Source organism: Azospira sp. MPR-LB4, assembly GCF_058809525.1.
Genome location: NZ_CM179521.1, coordinates 3,680,991 through 3,697,408, shown reverse-complemented (window position 1 = coordinate 3,697,408; position 16,418 = coordinate 3,680,991). Strand labels below are relative to the sequence as shown.

Genomic DNA, 16,418 nt, shown 5'->3' with positions numbered 1-16,418 from the left:
CCCTCAGCCTTTTGACGGTGAAAGCAAAAGCGCCAGTCCCCTGCGCCGGCCTCAGAAGGCCCAGCGCAGATTGACGGAGGCGCTGCGGTTGTTGAAGCCCTGGCGATGTTCGCCGTCTATCCGGCCGATGATCTCCAGGCCGCCGGCGGTGAGCTTGGAGAGGCCCAGGCCGGCGCGGATGATCCAGGGGTCGGACTCGACGCCGTTGGTGATGAAGTAGGAGCCCGGGGCGCCGGCATAGGCGGCGGTGACGGCGGCCTGCTGGTTGCGCAGGTCGTAGGCGGCGCCCAGGTTGGCGAGAAGGTTGATGCCGTTGTCCAGGCGGTGGGAGAGCCGGGCGTCGGCGGAGAGGAGAATCTGCTCCACGTCCTGGCGCTTGACCTGCAGGTTGAGGGCGCCGGCGCCGCTTTCCTGGTAGCTGGCGTTGCGCATCCAGGTGTAGTCCAGGCCCACGGAGGGCGCCACCACGGTGCGCTCGGAGAGGGTCAGGTTGCGGGTCAGGCGCAGGCCGGCGTGGGCGGTGTAGGTGTCGAACTTGGAATGGGCGGAGACGCCGGCGAAGCGGATGTCGCGGGTGCCCCGGTTGCTGTTGTAGCCCCCGTCCACCTGCCAGCTCAGTTCGGTGCCGGGCGCCAGGTTGCGGCTGCCGTAGCCGATCAGCTGGTAGAGCTTGACGCTGGCGTTGTGGGGGGCGACGGCGGAGCGGTTGTCCACGCTGGCGTCGGCATAGGCCAGGGCGACGCCCAGGCGGTCGGCGTCGGACACCTGGCCGTCCAGGCCGAAGACCATGCCGGCGGTGCTGGCGTGGTAGCCGGCGGAGCCGTTGCTGTCGGCCTGGGTGGCGCGGGAGCCGAAGGGCTTGATCCAGAACTGGCGGTCGGCGAACTGGCTGTCGCCGGAGGCCATGCCGGTGACGGCGGCCACCCGGTTGTTGATCAGCTGGCCCACGTTGGCGATGACGCTCTGGGAGGCCAGCACGTTGTTGCCGGTGAGCAGGGGCAGGCTCTGGGAAACGGCCCGGGAGACTTCGCTGGCGGAGGTCAGGGGCGCGAACATCAGGCTCAGCTGGCTGGTGGGGTTCTGGGCGATGAGGGCGTCGAGCACGGCGCCGGCGCCGCCGCCCTGGCTGTTGCCGGTGCTCTGCAGGGCGCTGCTGACGGCGTTGTTGCTGGCGGCCACCAGAAGCAGGTCCACATCGTTGCTGCCGTACACCGCCCTCAGGTTGAACAGGGTGCTGTTGTCGCTGATGCTGGAGAACTGGCCGGAAACGCCGCCGGTGGCGGTGATCACGGAGTTGAGGCGGTCCCCCAGGGTAAGGGGGCTGCCGCTGGCCACGTCCACCGCCAGGGTGCCGTTGAGGCTGGCGCTGCCGGTGACGGAAAGCTGGCTGTACTGGCCGGCGCCGGTGCCATTGACGCCCAGGCGCAGGGTGCCGTTGCCAGCCTGGGTGTAGTTGCCGCCGACGCTGAAAATTTTGTAGCTGCCGCTTTGTTCGGGCACCGAGAGGGTGCCGGAATTGCTGATGTTGCCGCCCACATTGCTCTGGCCGACAGTCAGGGTGCCGCCGTGGGCCACCGTCACATTGCCGCCCAGGGCGGCGCTGTCGGCCAGGGAGAGGCCGGCGCCGGAGGCGATGCTGGTGCTGCCGGTAAAGGTGTTAACCGCCGTCAGCACGGTGGTGCCGCCCAGCACCTTGATATCGCCGGTGCCGGCGATGACGGAGGAAAGCTGGTAGTTGCTGTCGGTGTGGTTGAGCACCAGGGTGCCGTCGCCGGCGCCCAGGGTGATGCTGCCGCTGTGGATGGTGCCGGCCGCCGCCGCGGCGCTGCCCTCCTCGGCGCCGATGCTGAGGGTGCCGGTGCTGCCGGCGCTGTGGGCGATGACCAGGCTGCCGGCGGTGATGTCGCCGCCGTCGCTGAGCACCAGGCTGCCATCACCCCGGGAACCGACATGCAGGGTGCCGGTGGTGGTCCAGCCGCTGCCGCTGCCGCTGATGAGCACGGTGCCGGTGGAGCCGGCCTCGTTGGCCACATAGCCCCGGTCGCTGCTGAGGGTGCCGCCGCTGCCGAGGGTCAGGGAACCGGTGCCGAAACGGCCTACGTTGAAGTCGCCGCTGGCGGTGAGGGAAGAGCCGCTGCCGGTGATCACCGCCGTGCCGGTGGTACCGGCCAGGTCGCCCAGGATGGCCTGCACCGAGGTCACCGTAGCGCCATTGCCGATGGTGAGCTTGCCCTTGCCGCCACTGCTCTGGCCCACCAGCAGGTCGCCCTGGTTTTCCCACTGGGAGCCGCTGCCGGTGACGGTCACTTCGCTGACGCCGTTGCCGACAGTGCCGATGAAGCCATCCACATTGGTCACCTTGCCGCCGGCACTGATGGTCATGGTGCCCTGGCCTTCGTTGCCCACGTAGAGGTGGCCGCTCATGGTCCAGGTGGAGCCGGTGCCCGTCACCAGCACCGAGTTGTTGGTGCTGCTGCTCTGCCAGCCCACCAGACCGCCGGTGGAGGTCAGGGTGCCGCCGTTCTGCACCGTCAGGGTGCCCTTGCCGAAGTTGCCCACGCCCAGGCGGCCGGAAATGTTCCAGGCGGCGTTGTCGATGGTGACGCTGCCGACGGCGTTCTGGCTGTCGCCGATGCTGCCGGCGGAGCTGGTCACCAGGCCGCCGTTCGAGATATTGAGGGTGCCGGTGCCGCCCGGATTGGCGGCATCGGTGATGTCGCCGCCCACCCGCAGGGAACCGCCGATCCCCCAGGAGGAACCTGCGCCGCTGACGTTGACGGTGCCGGTGGAGCCGGCGTAGCGGGCCAAGGCCGTATCGCCGCTACTGACTGTGGCGCCGGAGAGAATGTCGAGTTGGCCCTTGCCGTAGACGCCGACGAAAAGACGGTCGCTGTTGGTCCAGGAGCTGCCGGTGCCGATCACGGTGACGCTGCTGGTCAGGCCGTTGCTGGCGCTGCCGATACTGCCGACCGCGTTGCTGACGTCGCCGCCGGCCGAAATGGTCAGGTTGCCCTGGCCGCCGCTGCCCACCACCAGATTGCCGCTGCCCATGTTCCAGGTACCGTTGATGGTGGCCGTGCCGCTGCTGCCGCCATACAGGCCGAGAACGCCGCCGGAAGCGCTGGTCAGGGTGGTGCCGCTGCCCACGTTGAGGGTGCCCGTTCCCGAGTTGCCGATGAAGGCGTAGCCGCCGCTGGTGGCGGTGGAACCGCTGCCGCTCAGGATCAGGCTGCCGTTGGTACCGCTGGTGGAACCCAGGTAAAAGTTGCCCGCCGATAGGCTGGCGCCGCCCTGCACATTGAGCACGCCGACGCCGTAGTTGCCGATATGGAGATCGCCGCTGTTGCTCCAGTTGGCGCCGCTCCCGGAGACGGTGACGCTGCCGGAGGTGGTGGGCGTGCCCAGGTTGTTGCCGAGCAGACCGGATGCGGAATTGAGAGTCCCCAGGATGGTCAGGATGCCGTTGCTGCCGCCGCCCACCACCACGGTGTTGGCATGGGCGGCGGTGGCGGAGCCGATGATCGGGGTATTGCCGGTAGCCACGCTGACCAGGGCGTCGTCACCGGCGGTGGGTACCGCGCCGGACCAGGCCCAGTTGCCCGCCGTCGCCCAGTCGGAGCTGACGCTGCCGTTCCAGTTGCCGTTGACGGCCTGGGCCGCGGGCATGCCGAGGGACAGGCACAGGGTCGCCAGCCAGCGCCGCGAGTCGGCACCGAAGCAGGCCTGGATGGCGGCAGCCAGTGTCTTGCGCCGCTCGGGAACGAAGGCACACAGGGGGCCGCGCCGGGCCTGCTTCACCGGAAGGTACTTATTCATCATCAATGGACCTGAAACGAGAACGGGCAAGAAAAATGCGGGCCGGCAACTCGGCGCACACGAGGGACCTGGCGCAACGGCGGCGGCTACCGACTGCGGCCCGGCGCGAATTCCCACGCCGCCAGACAATGCCATTGCGTTATGTCGTCGCGATTGTAAACAAATGTCAGAAGCTTGAAGCTGTCATTTCCTGTTATTTTTTTGTAAAGACGCGCCTTATGCGCCCCGATTACGCCAGATGACTCCGCTACGATGACATTTTCATGCCATCATCGGGCTTTCGCCTGACCACTCCGCGCCGATACCCATGTCCGTGAAATACCGATTCGTGCTCGTCCTCCTCAGCCTGGCCCTGGGCGCCTGCACCGCCCTGCCCTCGCCCCGCGAACGGCAGGACCATGCCGACAACCTGGCGGCCGCCAGGCAATGGCAGAAAGGCACGCTCACGGCAGCGCCCTTCACCCTGCGCACCTACGAACCCGTGACGCCCCGCCAGGGGGACACCCTGGCGGTGTATATCGAGGGCGACGGCCTGGCCTGGCTCAATCCCAGCCAGCCCTCGGCCGACCCCACCCCGGTCTCGCCCCTGCTGCTGCAACTGGCCCTGGCCCAGCGGGAAGGCAAGGCGGCCTACCTGGCCCGGCCCTGCCAGTACGCCGAGTCCGGCGCGGCCCACTGCGCGCAGCGCTACTGGACCGACGGCCGCTTCGCGCCGGAGGTGATCGACGCCATGGACCGGGCCCTGGACCAGCTGAAGGCACGCCAGGAGGCCCGCGCCCTAGTGCTGGTGGGCTACTCCGGCGGCGGCGCCGTGGCGGCCCTGCTGGCAGCCCGCCGCAGCGACGTGGTCCGTCTGGTGACCATCGCCGGCAATCTGGACCACCGGGCGTGGACCGCCTACCACCGGCTGACGCCCCTCGATAGCTCCCTCAACCCGGCTGACCAGGCGCAGCGGCTTGCCGCCATGTCCCAAATCCACTGGATCGGCGGGCGGGACACGGTAATGCCGGCGGAACTGGCCCGCCGCTGGCCGGCGGCCCTGCTGGGGCCGCGGCAGGAAAACCTGAAGCTGGTGCCCGAGGCCAGCCACGGCCAGGGCTGGCCCGATCCGCGCCAGACGCCGGAATTTCCCCTCGGCCCCAGGAGCAACGGCAAGCCCCTGCCCTGAGAGCGGCCACCAGCGCCGCCCTCAGCCCCCCTGCCGCCTCCGCCGCCCCTACCGTACTTGCCAACGCCCCCGGCCGGGGGACAATGCCGATTCCCCTTTGCCGCCACCTGCCAACACCGCCACGCCCGCCATGTTCCCCGCTATGTCCCATATGTCACGCCTGTCACCCCGCGCCCTCTGCCGGAGCCTGCTGTTTGCCACCGTCGCCCTGCTCCTCTCCTTCCAGGGCCTAGCCCAGACGCCGCCGGACTGCCCCGCCACCCAGCACGCGCTGCCCTCGGCGGAAGAGACCCGGGAATACCTGAAGAACGCCCGGGACCACGGCTTTCTCTGGCGCATCGAGAAGGACGGGCGTGCTTCTTACCTCTACGGCACGGTCCACGTGGGCAAGCAGGAATGGCTCTACCCGGGCCCCCTGATGCGCCGGGCCATGGCGGAGACGGACATCGTAGCCCTGGAGATGGACGTGCTCGACCCGGCCATCGCCGCCCGCATCCAGCAGCTGATGCTGTCCCGCAAGGGGCCAAAACTGCCGGCCGGACTGCAGGAGCGGATCCGTCGCCAGGCAGAGGCCTCCTGCCTGCCCTACGCCGCCATCGCCGCCCTGTCGCCGGAACTGCAGGTGGTGACCCTGACGGTGATGCTGGCGAAGAAGGAAGGGCTGGACCCGACCTATGCCCTGGACATGATGCTGGCCGGCTTCGGCCACGGCACCAAGCGCCCGGTGGTTTCCCTGGAGGAACCGGAACTGCAGATGAAGGCCCTGCACATGAAGACGCCCCGTGAGACCCAGGCCTTCGTCGAGGCCAGCCTCAATTCCCTGGAGTCGGAGAAGGCCCTGGGCGCCCTCAGGCGCCTGGCCAAGGCCTGGGAGGAAGGGGATTACGCCACCATGGCGGACTATCCCGCCTGGTGCGAGTGCATGGAAACGCCGGTGGAACGCAAGGCCATGCAGCGCCTGCTCAACGAGCGCAACCCGGACATGGCCATACGCATCGACCAGCTGCACCGCCAGGGCAGCCGGGTCTTCGCCGGCGTCGGCAGCCTGCACCTGTTCGGCCCCACCGGCCTGCCCGCCCTGATGCAGAAGAAGGGCTACACGGTGGAACGGATCGACTTCGCCCGGCCCTGAAGGCGGCCGGGGCGGCTCAGGTGGCCCGCTCCTTCCTGCATCACCGCCTCCTGCATCACCGCCTCCTGCATCACCGCTTTCTGCCTCAGCACCGCCCTCATCCCGCCGCCTCGCCGCCTCGCCGCCTCGCCGCCTCGCCGCCAGCATAGTCCGCCACCACCTCCACCAGCCAGTCCATGAAGACCCGCACCCGGCGCGGCAGGTGGCGGCGGTTGGCATAGAGGAGATGCACCGGCATGGGCGGGGCGTTGAACTCGGGCAGCACCGGCAGGAGCAACCCGGCCTCTAGCAGGGCCTGCATGCCCGCCAGCGGCACCTGAATGAGGCCCAGACCGGCCAGGCAGGCGGCGGTGTAGGCGTCCGAATTGTTCACCGTCACCGCCCCGGCCATGGGGATGCGGCGCAGCTCCCCGGCCCCGTCCACGTATTCGAAGCCGGGGGACTTGCCCCCCAGGATGGGGACGTAATGGATCAGCCGGTGGGCGGCCAGGTCTTCCAGGGAATGGGGCGTGCCGTGCCGTTCCAGGTAGGCCGGGCTGGCCAGGTTGAGCTGGCGCAACTGGCCCAGGGGCCGGGCCACCAGGGAGGAATCCCCCAGGGCGCCGACCCGCAGCACGCAGTCGAAGCCTTCCCGCACCAGGTCCACGCGGCGGTCGGTGCTGCTCACTTCCACCTCCAGCCCCGGGTGCCGTTCGAGAAACTCCGGCAGCCGGGGCATGACCGCGTGGCGCGCCGTCCCGGCCGGCATGTCCACCCGCAGGCGGCCGCTGAGCTGGGCTTCGTCACGGCGGAACATGGTCTGCAGTTCCTCCATGTCCGCCAGCAGGTCCCGGCTGCGCTCGTAGTAGGCCAGGCCGTCCTGGGTCAGCTGCACCCGGCGGGTGGTGCGGTGCAGGAGGCGGGCGCCGAGCTGGCTCTCCAGCCGTTGCACGGCGGCGGAAATGCTGGCCTTGGGCAGGCCCAGGCTGTCGGCGGCCTGGGTGAAGCTGGCCAGTTCGGCCACCCGCAGGAAGATTTGCATGGCGTCGAGCTGGTCCATGGCGCCCTCATTGTCTATGAATGACGAACAGTCTAAACAAATACCGCGTATTTATCCGGCACTTTTCGATCAATAGACTGGCTTCCACGGTCGGCCCCAAAGCCGGCCCTCCCCCACCTTCAAGGAGCCAGACATGACCAAGATCGCACTCATCACCGGCGGCAGCCGGGGCCTGGGCCGCAACGCCGCCCTCAAGCTCGCCGCCCGCGGCGTGGACATCATCCTCACCTACCGCAGCCGGGCCGACGAGGCGGCTGCCGTCGTCGCCCAGATCGAGGCCCTGGGCCGCCGTGCCGTGGCCCTGCCCCTGGCGGTGGATGAAGCCGCCGGCTTCCCCGCCTTCGCCGAGGCGGTGCGCCAGGCCCTGGCCGGGACCTGGCAGCGGGAGCGTTTCGACTTCCTGGTGAACAACGCCGGCATGGGCATCAACGCCGCTTTCGCCGAGACCACGGAGGCCCAGTTCGACCTGCTCATGAACACCCACCTGAAAGGGCCCTTCTTCCTCACCCAGGCCCTTCTGCCCCTGCTCAACGACGGCGGGCGCATCCTCAACGTCTCCACCGGCCTGGCCCGCTTCGCCCTGCCCGGCTATGCCGCCTACGCCAGCATGAAAGGCGGCATCGAGGTGTTGACCCGCTACCTGGCCAAGGAACTCGGGCCCCGGGGCATCGCCGTCAATGTGCTGGCCCCCGGCGCCATCGAGACCGACTTCGGCGGCGGCGCCGTGCGCGACAACGCCCAGCTCAACGCCTTCATCGCCGCCCAGACCGCCCTGGGCCGGGTCGGCCAGCCGGACGACATCGGCCATGCCGTGGCCGCCCTGCTGTCGGAGGAGACGGGCTGGATCACTGCCCAGCGCATCGAGGCTTCCGGCGGCATGTTCCTCTGAGCAAAAAAAAAGCAGCCGTCCCTGGAGCGGTACGGCTGCGAAAAGGAAAGGGGGCTGTCATGGCCCCTTTCCGGGGGTTGGGAATAAGGGAAACAGCCGGGCCTACTGCACGCCCTGCCCCAGCTTCTTGCCGTTCACCACCACGCCGTAGAGATTGACGCCGTCGTCGGCGTGGTAGCGCTTGCGCGTCTCGTCGATGCTGCCGTTGACCAGGCGCGGGTCCTGGGGCCGCTCGTGGGAATTGATGTAGGCGGCCACGTCCCAGGCCTCCTGGTCCGAGAGGGTCTCGCCCCGGCCCAGGGGCATGTTGTGCTGGATGAAGCCGGCGGCGGTGTTGATGCGGTGCATGCCGGCGCCCCAGTTGTAGGAGTCCTTGCCCCACAGGGCGGGGAAGACGGAGGTGACGCCCACCTTCTTGCCCTCGCCGTTTTCGCCGTGGCACAGCTGGCACTGCTTCTCATAGACCGCCTTGCCCCGGGCGATGTCGTAGCCGCCCTTGGGCGGCGGCGGCTCGTCGAAGCCCCGTCCCGGCAGGGCCTTGCCCGTGGGAGCGCCGGTGGACAGCCAGTAGGCGTAGGTGGTGAGGGCGGTGAGGATTTCGCTGTCGGCCGCCGGCGGCTTGCCGTTCATGCTGAACTGGAAGCAGCCCTGCATGCGCTCCACATAGGTATTCACCTTGTTGTTTTTCTTGCGGTAGGCCGGATACATGGGATAGGCCGCCCACAGGGGCGCCGAGTTGGCCTTGCGGCCCCGGTCGATGTGGCAGTTCACGCAGTTCATCTCGTTGCCCACGTATTCGGGCGCCAGGGCCTTGGTGTTCATGAACAGGTCCTGGCCCCGGCGCACCAGTTCGCCGAAGGCGTTGTTGGGAATGTCGGTGTCGGCCGGGGGCTGGAAGTACTGCTGGCTCACCGGCTTGGCCGGGGCCTTGGGCAGCTGGGTCTGGTCGTCCAGGCGGGAATTACGGAGAGTGTTGGCGGTGTCGGCTGCCTGGGCAACACCGGCGAACAGGCAGATGCTGCCCAGCAGGGCGGCAAGAATCTTGGCGTTTTTCATGGCGGGAATCCTTTCGATGTAGGGGGAACGTTCGTCTCAGCGCAGGCGATGCTGGCTTTCGTCGAAGACTTCCTTGGATTCCCCCAGGCCGGCGAAATAGTCGGCCACGGCCTTGATCTCGGCTTCGCTCAGATCCACGGCGATATGGGCCATGAGCCCGTTGGGGTCGTTGCGGCGGCTGGGCGGCACGGCGGCCACCGCCTTGGTTTTGCGGGTCGCGGCCACGGCCTTGGTGCCGCGCCAGGCTTTCAGCTGGTTCTCGATGTAGAGGGCGGACTGGCCCGCCAGGGGCGGGAAGGTGTCGCCCACGCCGACGCCGGCGGGGCCATGGCACAGGGTGCATTCGGGGATGTTGCGCTCCCAGGCGCCGCGCAGGGCGATCCAGGCGCCGCTGCCAGGCTGGGGCCGCTCCACCGGGCCGGGCTTGATATTGACCTTGGGCAGCTCGGCGTAGGCCTTGGCCACGGCCGCCACTTCCTCAGGCGTGAGGGACTGGGCGATGGGCTGCATCACCGCATTCTCCCGGCGGCCGGCCTTGAAATCGGCCAGCTGCTTGGCGATGTAGGCCTCGGGCAGGCCCGCCAGGCGCGGAAAGCCGGCGGCGGCCATGCCCTTGCCGTCGGTGCCGTGACAGGTGATGCAGGGCATGGCCGCCGGATTGGCGCCGCCCTTCTGCATGATGTCGCTGCCGTCGACAGCCTGGGCCGACAGGGGCAGCAGCGCCGGCAGCAACAGGAGGCCGGAGAGCAGCGGGGTAATCAGTTTTCTCATGGGGTATCTCCTCTCGAAGTTCGGGAATGAGTGACGGAGCGGTCGGGCGCTCTCTATTCTGAATGCATATGCAGATGGCTGGGGGTCGGGTTTCTCCTCGGTTACGTCAATCTCGATCCGCCCCCCGGAAAAAAGCCGCCCCGGGAGGGGGCGGCAGCCTCAGGCTCAAGGCGGGTCGGAAAGCTGGATGAAGGGGTGGGCCTCAGTAGCGGGCATCCTCCGGCTTCTTGCCATTGGGCCAGTCCTTCACCTTTTCGGGGAAGTCCGGGCGGGGCTGGTGGCTGAAGTACTCGGCCACGTCCAGGGCCTCCTGGTCGGAGAGGCCACCCTGGCCCAGGGGGAACTTGCCGTGGAAGCCGATGGGCATGTTGCGTTTGACGAAGGCGGCGGCGGTATAGGTGCGGGCCATGCCGGCGCCGATGTTGAAGGACTCGTCGCCCCACAGCGGCGGATAGACCATCTTGCCGTCTGCGGACTTGAGGCCTTCGCCGTTCTCGCCGTGGCACACGGCGCACTGCTCGGCGTAGATCTTCTTGCCGTTGTCGCTATCGGGCTTCAGGGAACGGTCGATCTTGCCGATGCCGCGGCCGGGCACCTTGTCTTCCGGCTTGGTGGCGCCCTTCATCCAGTCGAAGTAGGCGACCATGGCCTTCATGTCCGCCGACTCCACGGGCAGGGGCTTCCCGTTCATGGAGCGCTTGAAGCAACCGTTGATGCGGTCCTCCAGGGTGATGATGCGGCCGGCCCGGGGCGCGTAGCTGGGGAAGAAGGCGGAGACGCCGACGAAGGGCGAGCCGTCGGCCACGGTACCGGCATTGAGGTGGCAGCTGGTGCAGTTGAGCTGGTCGCCCACATGGTTGGGCAGCAGGTCCTTGGTTTCCAGGTGCAGGCGCATGCCGCGCACCAGCTGTTCGGCGTTGGGCTTGGCCAGCATGTCGGCCAGGCGCGGCGTCTCGAACTTGCTGTTGTCGATGGCCTTGGGGTCCTGCTTCACCACTTCGGCCCGCATCTTCTTCACCTGGGAGGCGGTCACGGCTTCGCCGCCGTTGCCCCAGCTGCTGCGGACGAAGGTGATCAGCTCGGCCAGCTCCTGGTCGTTGAGGCGGGCAAAGCCGGGCATGGTGAATACCCGGGGATGGGCCGCCGTAGAGGCGGTCTTCCAGCCGGTGAGGGTGATGTGCAGCAGGGTGGCCGGGTCCTTCGCCGTCACCGCCGGGTTGCCGGCCAGGGGCGGGAAGATCTTGCTGACGCCGTTGCCGTCCTGGCGGTGGCAGTCGCCGCAGAACTGCACGTAGGCCAGGCCGCCGCGGGAGCTGAAGAGATTGCCCGGCACCTTGCCCGCCACCTCGCTGCGGGGCACGCTGGGGGCCGGCAGTTCATGCTCGCCCGGGGGCAGGGACTTGAGATAGGTGGCGATGGCCACCAGGTCCTCGTCCTTCACGTGCTGGGTGCTGTGGTGGATGACCTCGGCCATGTTGCCGGAGGCGGTGGCGAAGCGGTTCTGCCCGGTCTTGAGGAACAGGGCGGTGTCCTCCACCGTCCACAGGCCGCGCAGGCTCAGGGCGCGCCAGGATTCCACGGTCTCCCCGGCGAGGAAGTGCTTGCCCTTGCTGCCGGCGTCACTCATGGCCTTCTCCTGGAAGGCGATGCCCCGGGGCGTGTGGCAGGCGCCGCAGTGGCCCAGGCCCTGGACCAGGTAGGCGCCCCGGTTCCAGGTGGCGTCCTTGCCGGCGTCGGGCTGGAAGGGAGTGGCGTCGAGGAAGGCCCAGTTCCACAGGGAAAGGCCCCAGCGCTGGTTGAAGGGCCAGCGCATGGCGGTGGGCTTGTTGGCCTGCTTCACCGGCGCCAGGCCCTGCATCAGGTAGGCGTAGAGGGCCTGCATGTCCTCGCCGGTCATTTTGGCGTAGGAGGGATAGGGCATGGCCGGGTAGAGGTTGTGGCCGTCCGCCGCCACGCCCTTGCGCATGGCCCGGTCGAACTGGGCGAAGGTGTAGTTGCCGATGCCCGTTTCCTTGTCCGGCGTGATGTTGGTGGAGAAGAGCACGCCGAAGGGCGTGGCCAGTTCCCGGCCGCCGGCCATGGACTTGCCGCCTTCGGCGGTGTGGCAGGCAACGCAATCGCCCAGGCGGGCCAGGTATTCGCCCCGGGCGATCTGGCCGGCATCGGCGGCTTCGGCCCGACCCAGGCCGGCGGCGGCCAGGGCGGAGAGGAGGAAGGTGGCGGCGGCGCTGCGCCACAGGCGCGTCAAGGCGCCGGCCGGCGCCCCTGCAGGCACGGATGGGACATGGGTCATGGCTGTACTCCCTGTACTTGGTTTGTTTGGGATCAAGTCTAGGGAGGGTGCCCCGCCGCGCCTATTCGGATATCCGGTTAGGGCCATAACCGAAAGTGACTATTGCCGGCGGCTGCCTAAACCGCTTGTCCTGGGCGCCCCGACCTGCCCTCCCCGCTGCACATCGCCATTTCCCCGGCCCCGGGATCATGGCAACATCATGCCAATTCCATTATTCCACTCGCCCATGCAGCCGCCCACCACACCCGCCGCCGACCGCCGCATCCTCATCCTCGACGCCACCCCCGACGACGACGGCCCCGACCGCCGGGTGGCCGACCGGCTGGCCGCCCTGGCCACCGACAGCGGCGCCCTGATCAGCCGCTTCCGCCTGGAAGAGGTGCGCCTGGCCCCCTGCCTGGGCGACTTCGAATGCTGGACCAAGACCCCCGGCCTGTGCCGCACCCAGGATGACGCCAACGCCATCGCCAAGGCCTTCCAGCAGGCCGACCTGGCGGTGATGGTGACTCCCCTCTTCCACGGCGGCTACCGGCCCTCCCTCAAGGGCGCCCTGGACCGGCTGCTGGGCGTGATCCACCCCTTCTTCCACGAATCCCTCGGCGTCACCCGCCACCAGCCCCGCTACGAGCGCTATCCGGCCATGCTCTTCGTCGGCCTGGAAGCCGCGCCCGATGCGGCGGCCCGGGAACTGTTCGCCGCCTTTGCCGGCGGCAACGCCATCAACCTCATGGCCCCCCGTTTCCACACCCTGGTGCTGGCCCCCGCCACCGCCCCCTGGGAAGAGGCCCTGGCCGCCGGCTTCGCCCAGGCCCTGGCCGGCAGCGACGGCGAACCCTTCCCCCACCACCCGCCGGCGGACGCCCTGGCCCGGGCCTGCGCGCCGGACCCGGCCCTGCCGCCGGCGCCGGTGCAGCGCGCCGCCCTGCTGGTGGGCAGTGCCCGGCCCAAGGGCGAAAGCACCTCCGAATCCCTGGCCCGCAGCCTGGCGGAAAACCTGGAACGGCAGGGCGTCGCCGTCACCCTGGTGCACGTCATCGACTTCATCAAGCCCGGCCGCCGCGCCGACGCCGCCCTGGCCGCCCTGGGCGAAGCCGAGCTGCTGGTGGTGTCCGCCCCCCTCTACGTGGACGGCCTGCCGGGCCTGGTCCTCAAGGCCATGGAACAGATCGCCACCCAGCCCGGCCGCCTGCAGCGGATCGCCGGCCTGCTCAACAGCGGCTACCCGGAAGCAGCCCACAACCGCTCCGCCATGGCCCAGCTGCGCCGCTTCGCCCACAACGCCGGACTCGGCTGGGCCGGCGGACTGGCCATGGGCGCCGGCGAAGTGCTGCACGGCAAACCCCTGGCCAGCATGGGCTTCATGTTCCGCAAGCAGATCGCCGCCCTCCGCCAAGCCGCCCCGGCCCTGGCCGCCGGCCGCGGCATCCCCTCCGAAGCCAGCGCCTCCATGGCCCGCCCCCTCCTCCCCGCCTGGCTGTTCCGCCTGGCCGCCAAACTCCGCTGGTTCACCCAGGCCCGCAGCCACGGCACCCCATGGAACGACCTGGGAGCCAGGCCCCATGAGTTGAAGCGGGAGGAGAAGCCGCTGGGGGATGGGGGCTGAGTTGGCGGGCCGCAGATGGGATTGAACGAAACCGAAGGAGACGTGGGGAAAAGCGTCCCCATGAAGTCGTTGGGAAAGCTCATAAAAATGACATTTAGCTGACCGACTGGCAAAATCATCGCGACGTTGAACAGGTGCCACTTATGGCTGCCATCTATCCTCGCGGCATTGCTGCCAATCTAACGAAATTCTGTATATGAAAGCCTCCCAGGCTGCCACTATTTTCTGCTTATACGGCATTCCGCCGGCTTATATGGCAGTTATGCCATCACTTCACGTTAGCGAATAGGATAGTCATGCGCAAAGTTTTCTTACTCACGGGTTTTCAAAACTGGGGCAAAACTTATTTGATTAAGCAGTTGTTTTCGAGAAGTCGATTCCACAAAGGCAGCACATATTCTTTTGGAGACCATGACTTTCTTGTTCTTCCACAATCAAATGATGACCTTGGAAAAGATGGCTATGAAGATGCCTATGAAAAGAGAATAGAAGAGCTGGGTAAAAATGGAATCGAGCCAAAGTATATTTTTTCTGCCTTTTGCCCCACAAAAGAACCACAGAACTTATCCGCGAAAATAATTAATAATTTGTACGCAAGAGACAATGTGATCGTGATTCCTATTGAGTACAAATGGTGTGAGCACGCTCGACTCCAGCTTCCTGAAATATCGTCTTATTTTTCACCCTTGCCAAACGTCTCTATTTCACCGTTATCAGGCAAGGATCCGTCAAAAAAACTAGCGACTCTTCAAAAAATTGTTCTTTCTAATCTACCGTGAAATTCGCTAACAATTCCGTCAAAAGGGAGGCCGCAAGCTACGCTTGTGGCCTCCCTTCCCGGCTTCGCCGATGCGGCGACCCCTCACATCAAACGTTAGCCCCAAAGCCCCTCTACGCTGTACTTACTGTCGTATTCTTGGGATCGGCTGCGGCTTATGTGTTGCTGCCACATGGGGAGCTTATCCAGCAGCTTGCCGCCGTTCCTCTCGTTGGCTCACTCGTTGCTGCATTGGTTCAGACTTTACGGGATCAAGCTGCACACGAACGTCAATTGATTCTTCAAGCTTCCGAGCATCAGTTTGCTATTGGGGCCAGCTCCCACATGGCGGATGTTGCCTTTGATAAACATGTGATCTTTTGTGAAGAGTACGTTCAAGAGGTGTTTGCTACGCTTGGCACCTTGTTTCGCGAAGGACCAACAGAAAATGTTTTGCCGCACGCCTCAACGCTATTTCAAATTCGAAATAAACACGCCGTCTGGCTAACCAATGATCTCGATTCAGACCTTCAAAAATTTGAGGGTGCTCTACGGAAGATTGGCGCAAGCGATTGGTATCTACGTAACGCTGAACGTGCCGAAGATCGGCAACAGAAAATCGAAGAAATGTACAAAACCCTTGCAGATGTTCTTGGGCAAGAAAACATGGGACCAGAATGGCAAGGACAACCATTATCAGCAGATCTCGCAATATCTACGGTCATTCGAGGTTTGCGGCAAGTTCTTGGCACTGAAGAACTAACCGAATTGCGTTCCGCCTTAGTTCAATCTGCTTTGATTAACGTTAAAGAAAATAGCTAATCCTTCGGTCAAGCGGGACTGCGGAACCGGCCTGGCTTCTCCGATCCATCGTTTTCGCGCCGCAGCCCCTTACCTCCAACGTTAAAGCGCACACCCATGCCGCCCGCCAATCGTACAGACGCTGTCCCGAAGGAGCTAGACAAACTTCAGGAGCTCGCCCGGGTTGCCTCGCACAAAGCGCTGGAGGAATACGAGTCGCCCCCCAAGGAATGGGAGGCCAATCTCACACTTGGAACGGTCTTCGATGGCGATGACAGAATCTTTGAGTTGTACGTGGCAGCGGACAATCCCAAAGATACAATCGTTATCAGTTCAGCGCGTGTAGATCGCAAGAACCATTCGGTTCAAGTGGTAATCACAAACCTAAAAAGAAAGATCGCACCTTGACTTGCGCATTCAAAGCTGGCGGCTTAATGCGCTCTAACATGACGCTCAGTCGCTCCGCGAATGGAATCGCCTTGCTCGTGGGAATACCGAGAATGCGATGCTCTCTTCTATGTTTGAGAGTAGCAGCCCTAAAACCACGCCAGTGCCTAGCGGCAATCAGCCCCAACAAAAAAGCCAACCCCAGGGTTGGCTTTTTTGTTTTCCCGCTCCGACCTACAGCAACGGCGGCGTACGCGAAGCGACCATGAGGCGGTTCCAGCCGTTGATTTCGACTACGCACAGGGTCAGGTTGGCGATTTCCACCGGGCTGAAGTGGGCTTTGACCTCCTCGTAGATGGCGTCCGGCACTTCCTGGCCGCTGAGGGCGGTGACGGCTTCGGCCCAGGCCAGGGCGGCACGCTGGCGGGGGTCGAAGACCGGGGCTTCCTTCCAGGTGGCGGTGAGGTTGATCTGGTTTTCGCTGAGGCCGTACTTGCGGGCCAGGGGCACGTGCATGGCGACGCAGAAGGCGCAGCCGTTGATCTGGGAGACGCGCAGGCGCACCAGTTCGAGCAGGCCCAGGTCCAGGCCGGCGCCCTGGACGTAGGTGTGCACGCCGAACATGGCCTTGTAGCCGTCGGGGATCAGTTTGCCGATATCGAAGCGTTGTTCCATGGTTTCCATCCTTGGGAGAGTTGGGGGAATC

13 protein-coding genes are annotated in these 16,418 nt (G+C 66.2%); 7 read left to right on the top strand and 6 right to left on the bottom strand.

Features of this window, described 5'->3' with window-relative positions:
- Window positions 1-51: 51 nt before the first annotated feature.
- Window positions 52-3,816, bottom strand: a complete 3,765-nt coding sequence (locus AC3QLZ_RS17310; RefSeq protein ID WP_014237161.1) for an autotransporter outer membrane beta-barrel domain-containing protein — start codon at window positions 3,814-3,816, stop codon at window positions 52-54.
- Between the two features lie 313 nt (window positions 3,817-4,129).
- Here AC3QLZ_RS17310 and AC3QLZ_RS17305 point away from each other — a divergent pair, with 313 nt between their 5' ends.
- Window positions 4,130-4,984, top strand: a complete 855-nt coding sequence (locus AC3QLZ_RS17305) for an alpha/beta hydrolase (protein ID WP_157870613.1) — start codon at window positions 4,130-4,132, stop codon at window positions 4,982-4,984.
- A 151-nt stretch (window positions 4,985-5,135) separates the two neighbouring features.
- On the top strand, window positions 5,136-6,116 hold the full coding sequence (locus AC3QLZ_RS17300) for a TraB/GumN family protein (RefSeq protein ID WP_492783281.1): 981 nt from the start codon (window positions 5,136-5,138) through the stop codon (window positions 6,114-6,116).
- A gap of 97 nt (window positions 6,117-6,213) precedes the next feature.
- On the opposite strand, the gene AC3QLZ_RS17295 is transcribed toward AC3QLZ_RS17300, so the two are convergent.
- Complete coding sequence (locus AC3QLZ_RS17295) at window positions 6,214-7,155, bottom strand: LysR family transcriptional regulator (RefSeq protein ID WP_014237157.1); 942 nt, start codon at window positions 7,153-7,155, stop codon at window positions 6,214-6,216.
- Between the two features lie 133 nt (window positions 7,156-7,288).
- Between AC3QLZ_RS17295 and AC3QLZ_RS17290 the strand changes: the two genes are divergently transcribed.
- Window positions 7,289-8,044 (top strand): SDR family NAD(P)-dependent oxidoreductase, encoded by a 756-nt coding sequence (locus AC3QLZ_RS17290; RefSeq protein WP_014237156.1) that lies wholly within the window; start codon window positions 7,289-7,291, stop codon window positions 8,042-8,044.
- A gap of 102 nt (window positions 8,045-8,146) precedes the next feature.
- Here AC3QLZ_RS17290 and AC3QLZ_RS17285 read toward each other — a convergent pair whose 3' ends face one another.
- The 3 genes from AC3QLZ_RS17285 to AC3QLZ_RS17275 form a co-directional block, all read right to left on the bottom strand.
- Complete coding sequence (locus AC3QLZ_RS17285; RefSeq protein WP_014237155.1) at window positions 8,147-9,100, bottom strand: c-type cytochrome; 954 nt, start codon at window positions 9,098-9,100, stop codon at window positions 8,147-8,149.
- Between the two features lie 36 nt (window positions 9,101-9,136).
- Complete coding sequence (locus tag AC3QLZ_RS17280) at window positions 9,137-9,871, bottom strand: c-type cytochrome (protein ID WP_014237154.1); 735 nt, start codon at window positions 9,869-9,871, stop codon at window positions 9,137-9,139.
- A gap of 202 nt (window positions 9,872-10,073) precedes the next feature.
- Entirely contained in the window at window positions 10,074-12,164 is a 2,091-nt protein-coding gene (locus tag AC3QLZ_RS17275; protein ID WP_014237153.1) for a c-type cytochrome, read from the bottom strand.
- A gap of 199 nt (window positions 12,165-12,363) precedes the next feature.
- On the opposite strand from AC3QLZ_RS17275, the gene AC3QLZ_RS17270 reads away from it, so the two are divergent.
- The 4 genes from AC3QLZ_RS17270 to AC3QLZ_RS17255 all read left to right on the top strand — a co-directional run bounded on the left by AC3QLZ_RS17270 (window position 12,364) and on the right by AC3QLZ_RS17255 (window position 15,733).
- Window positions 12,364-13,767, top strand: coding sequence for an NAD(P)H-dependent oxidoreductase (locus AC3QLZ_RS17270; RefSeq protein WP_162097135.1), 1,404 nt, complete (start codon window positions 12,364-12,366; stop codon window positions 13,765-13,767).
- Between the two features lie 296 nt (window positions 13,768-14,063).
- Window positions 14,064-14,546, top strand: coding sequence for a hypothetical protein (locus AC3QLZ_RS17265; protein WP_130458241.1), 483 nt, complete (start codon window positions 14,064-14,066; stop codon window positions 14,544-14,546).
- 158 nt (window positions 14,547-14,704) lie between these two features.
- Window positions 14,705-15,346 (top strand): hypothetical protein, encoded by a 642-nt coding sequence (locus AC3QLZ_RS17260; protein ID WP_130458240.1) that lies wholly within the window; start codon window positions 14,705-14,707, stop codon window positions 15,344-15,346.
- A 96-nt stretch (window positions 15,347-15,442) separates the two neighbouring features.
- Complete coding sequence (locus tag AC3QLZ_RS17255; RefSeq protein WP_014237150.1) at window positions 15,443-15,733, top strand: hypothetical protein; 291 nt, start codon at window positions 15,443-15,445, stop codon at window positions 15,731-15,733.
- Window positions 15,734-15,946: 213 nt separating this feature from the next.
- Here AC3QLZ_RS17255 and AC3QLZ_RS17250 read toward each other — a convergent pair whose 3' ends face one another.
- Window positions 15,947-16,387 (bottom strand): carboxymuconolactone decarboxylase family protein, encoded by a 441-nt coding sequence (locus AC3QLZ_RS17250; RefSeq protein ID WP_014237149.1) that lies wholly within the window; start codon window positions 16,385-16,387, stop codon window positions 15,947-15,949.
- Window positions 16,388-16,418: the final 31 nt, after the last annotated feature.

Coding starts and splice junctions, on each gene's coding strand:
- AC3QLZ_RS17310 (WP_014237161.1), bottom strand. CDS start 3,816: ATGAATAAGTACCTTCCGGTGAAGCAGGCCCGGCGCGGCCCCCTGTGT.
- AC3QLZ_RS17300 (WP_492783281.1), top strand. CDS start 5,136: ATGTCACGCCTGTCACCCCGCGCCCTCTGCCGGAGCCTGCTGTTTGCC.
- AC3QLZ_RS17295 (WP_014237157.1), bottom strand. CDS start 7,155: ATGGACCAGCTCGACGCCATGCAAATCTTCCTGCGGGTGGCCGAACTG.
- AC3QLZ_RS17290 (WP_014237156.1), top strand. CDS start 7,289: ATGACCAAGATCGCACTCATCACCGGCGGCAGCCGGGGCCTGGGCCGC.
- AC3QLZ_RS17285 (WP_014237155.1), bottom strand. CDS start 9,100: ATGAAAAACGCCAAGATTCTTGCCGCCCTGCTGGGCAGCATCTGCCTG.
- AC3QLZ_RS17280 (WP_014237154.1), bottom strand. CDS start 9,871: ATGAGAAAACTGATTACCCCGCTGCTCTCCGGCCTCCTGTTGCTGCCG.
- AC3QLZ_RS17275 (WP_014237153.1), bottom strand. CDS start 12,164: ATGACCCATGTCCCATCCGTGCCTGCAGGGGCGCCGGCCGGCGCCTTG.
- AC3QLZ_RS17270 (WP_162097135.1), top strand. CDS start 12,364: ATGCCAATTCCATTATTCCACTCGCCCATGCAGCCGCCCACCACACCC.
- AC3QLZ_RS17265 (WP_130458241.1), top strand. CDS start 14,064: ATGCGCAAAGTTTTCTTACTCACGGGTTTTCAAAACTGGGGCAAAACT.
- AC3QLZ_RS17255 (WP_014237150.1), top strand. CDS start 15,443: ATGCCGCCCGCCAATCGTACAGACGCTGTCCCGAAGGAGCTAGACAAA.
- AC3QLZ_RS17250 (WP_014237149.1), bottom strand. CDS start 16,387: ATGGAACAACGCTTCGATATCGGCAAACTGATCCCCGACGGCTACAAG.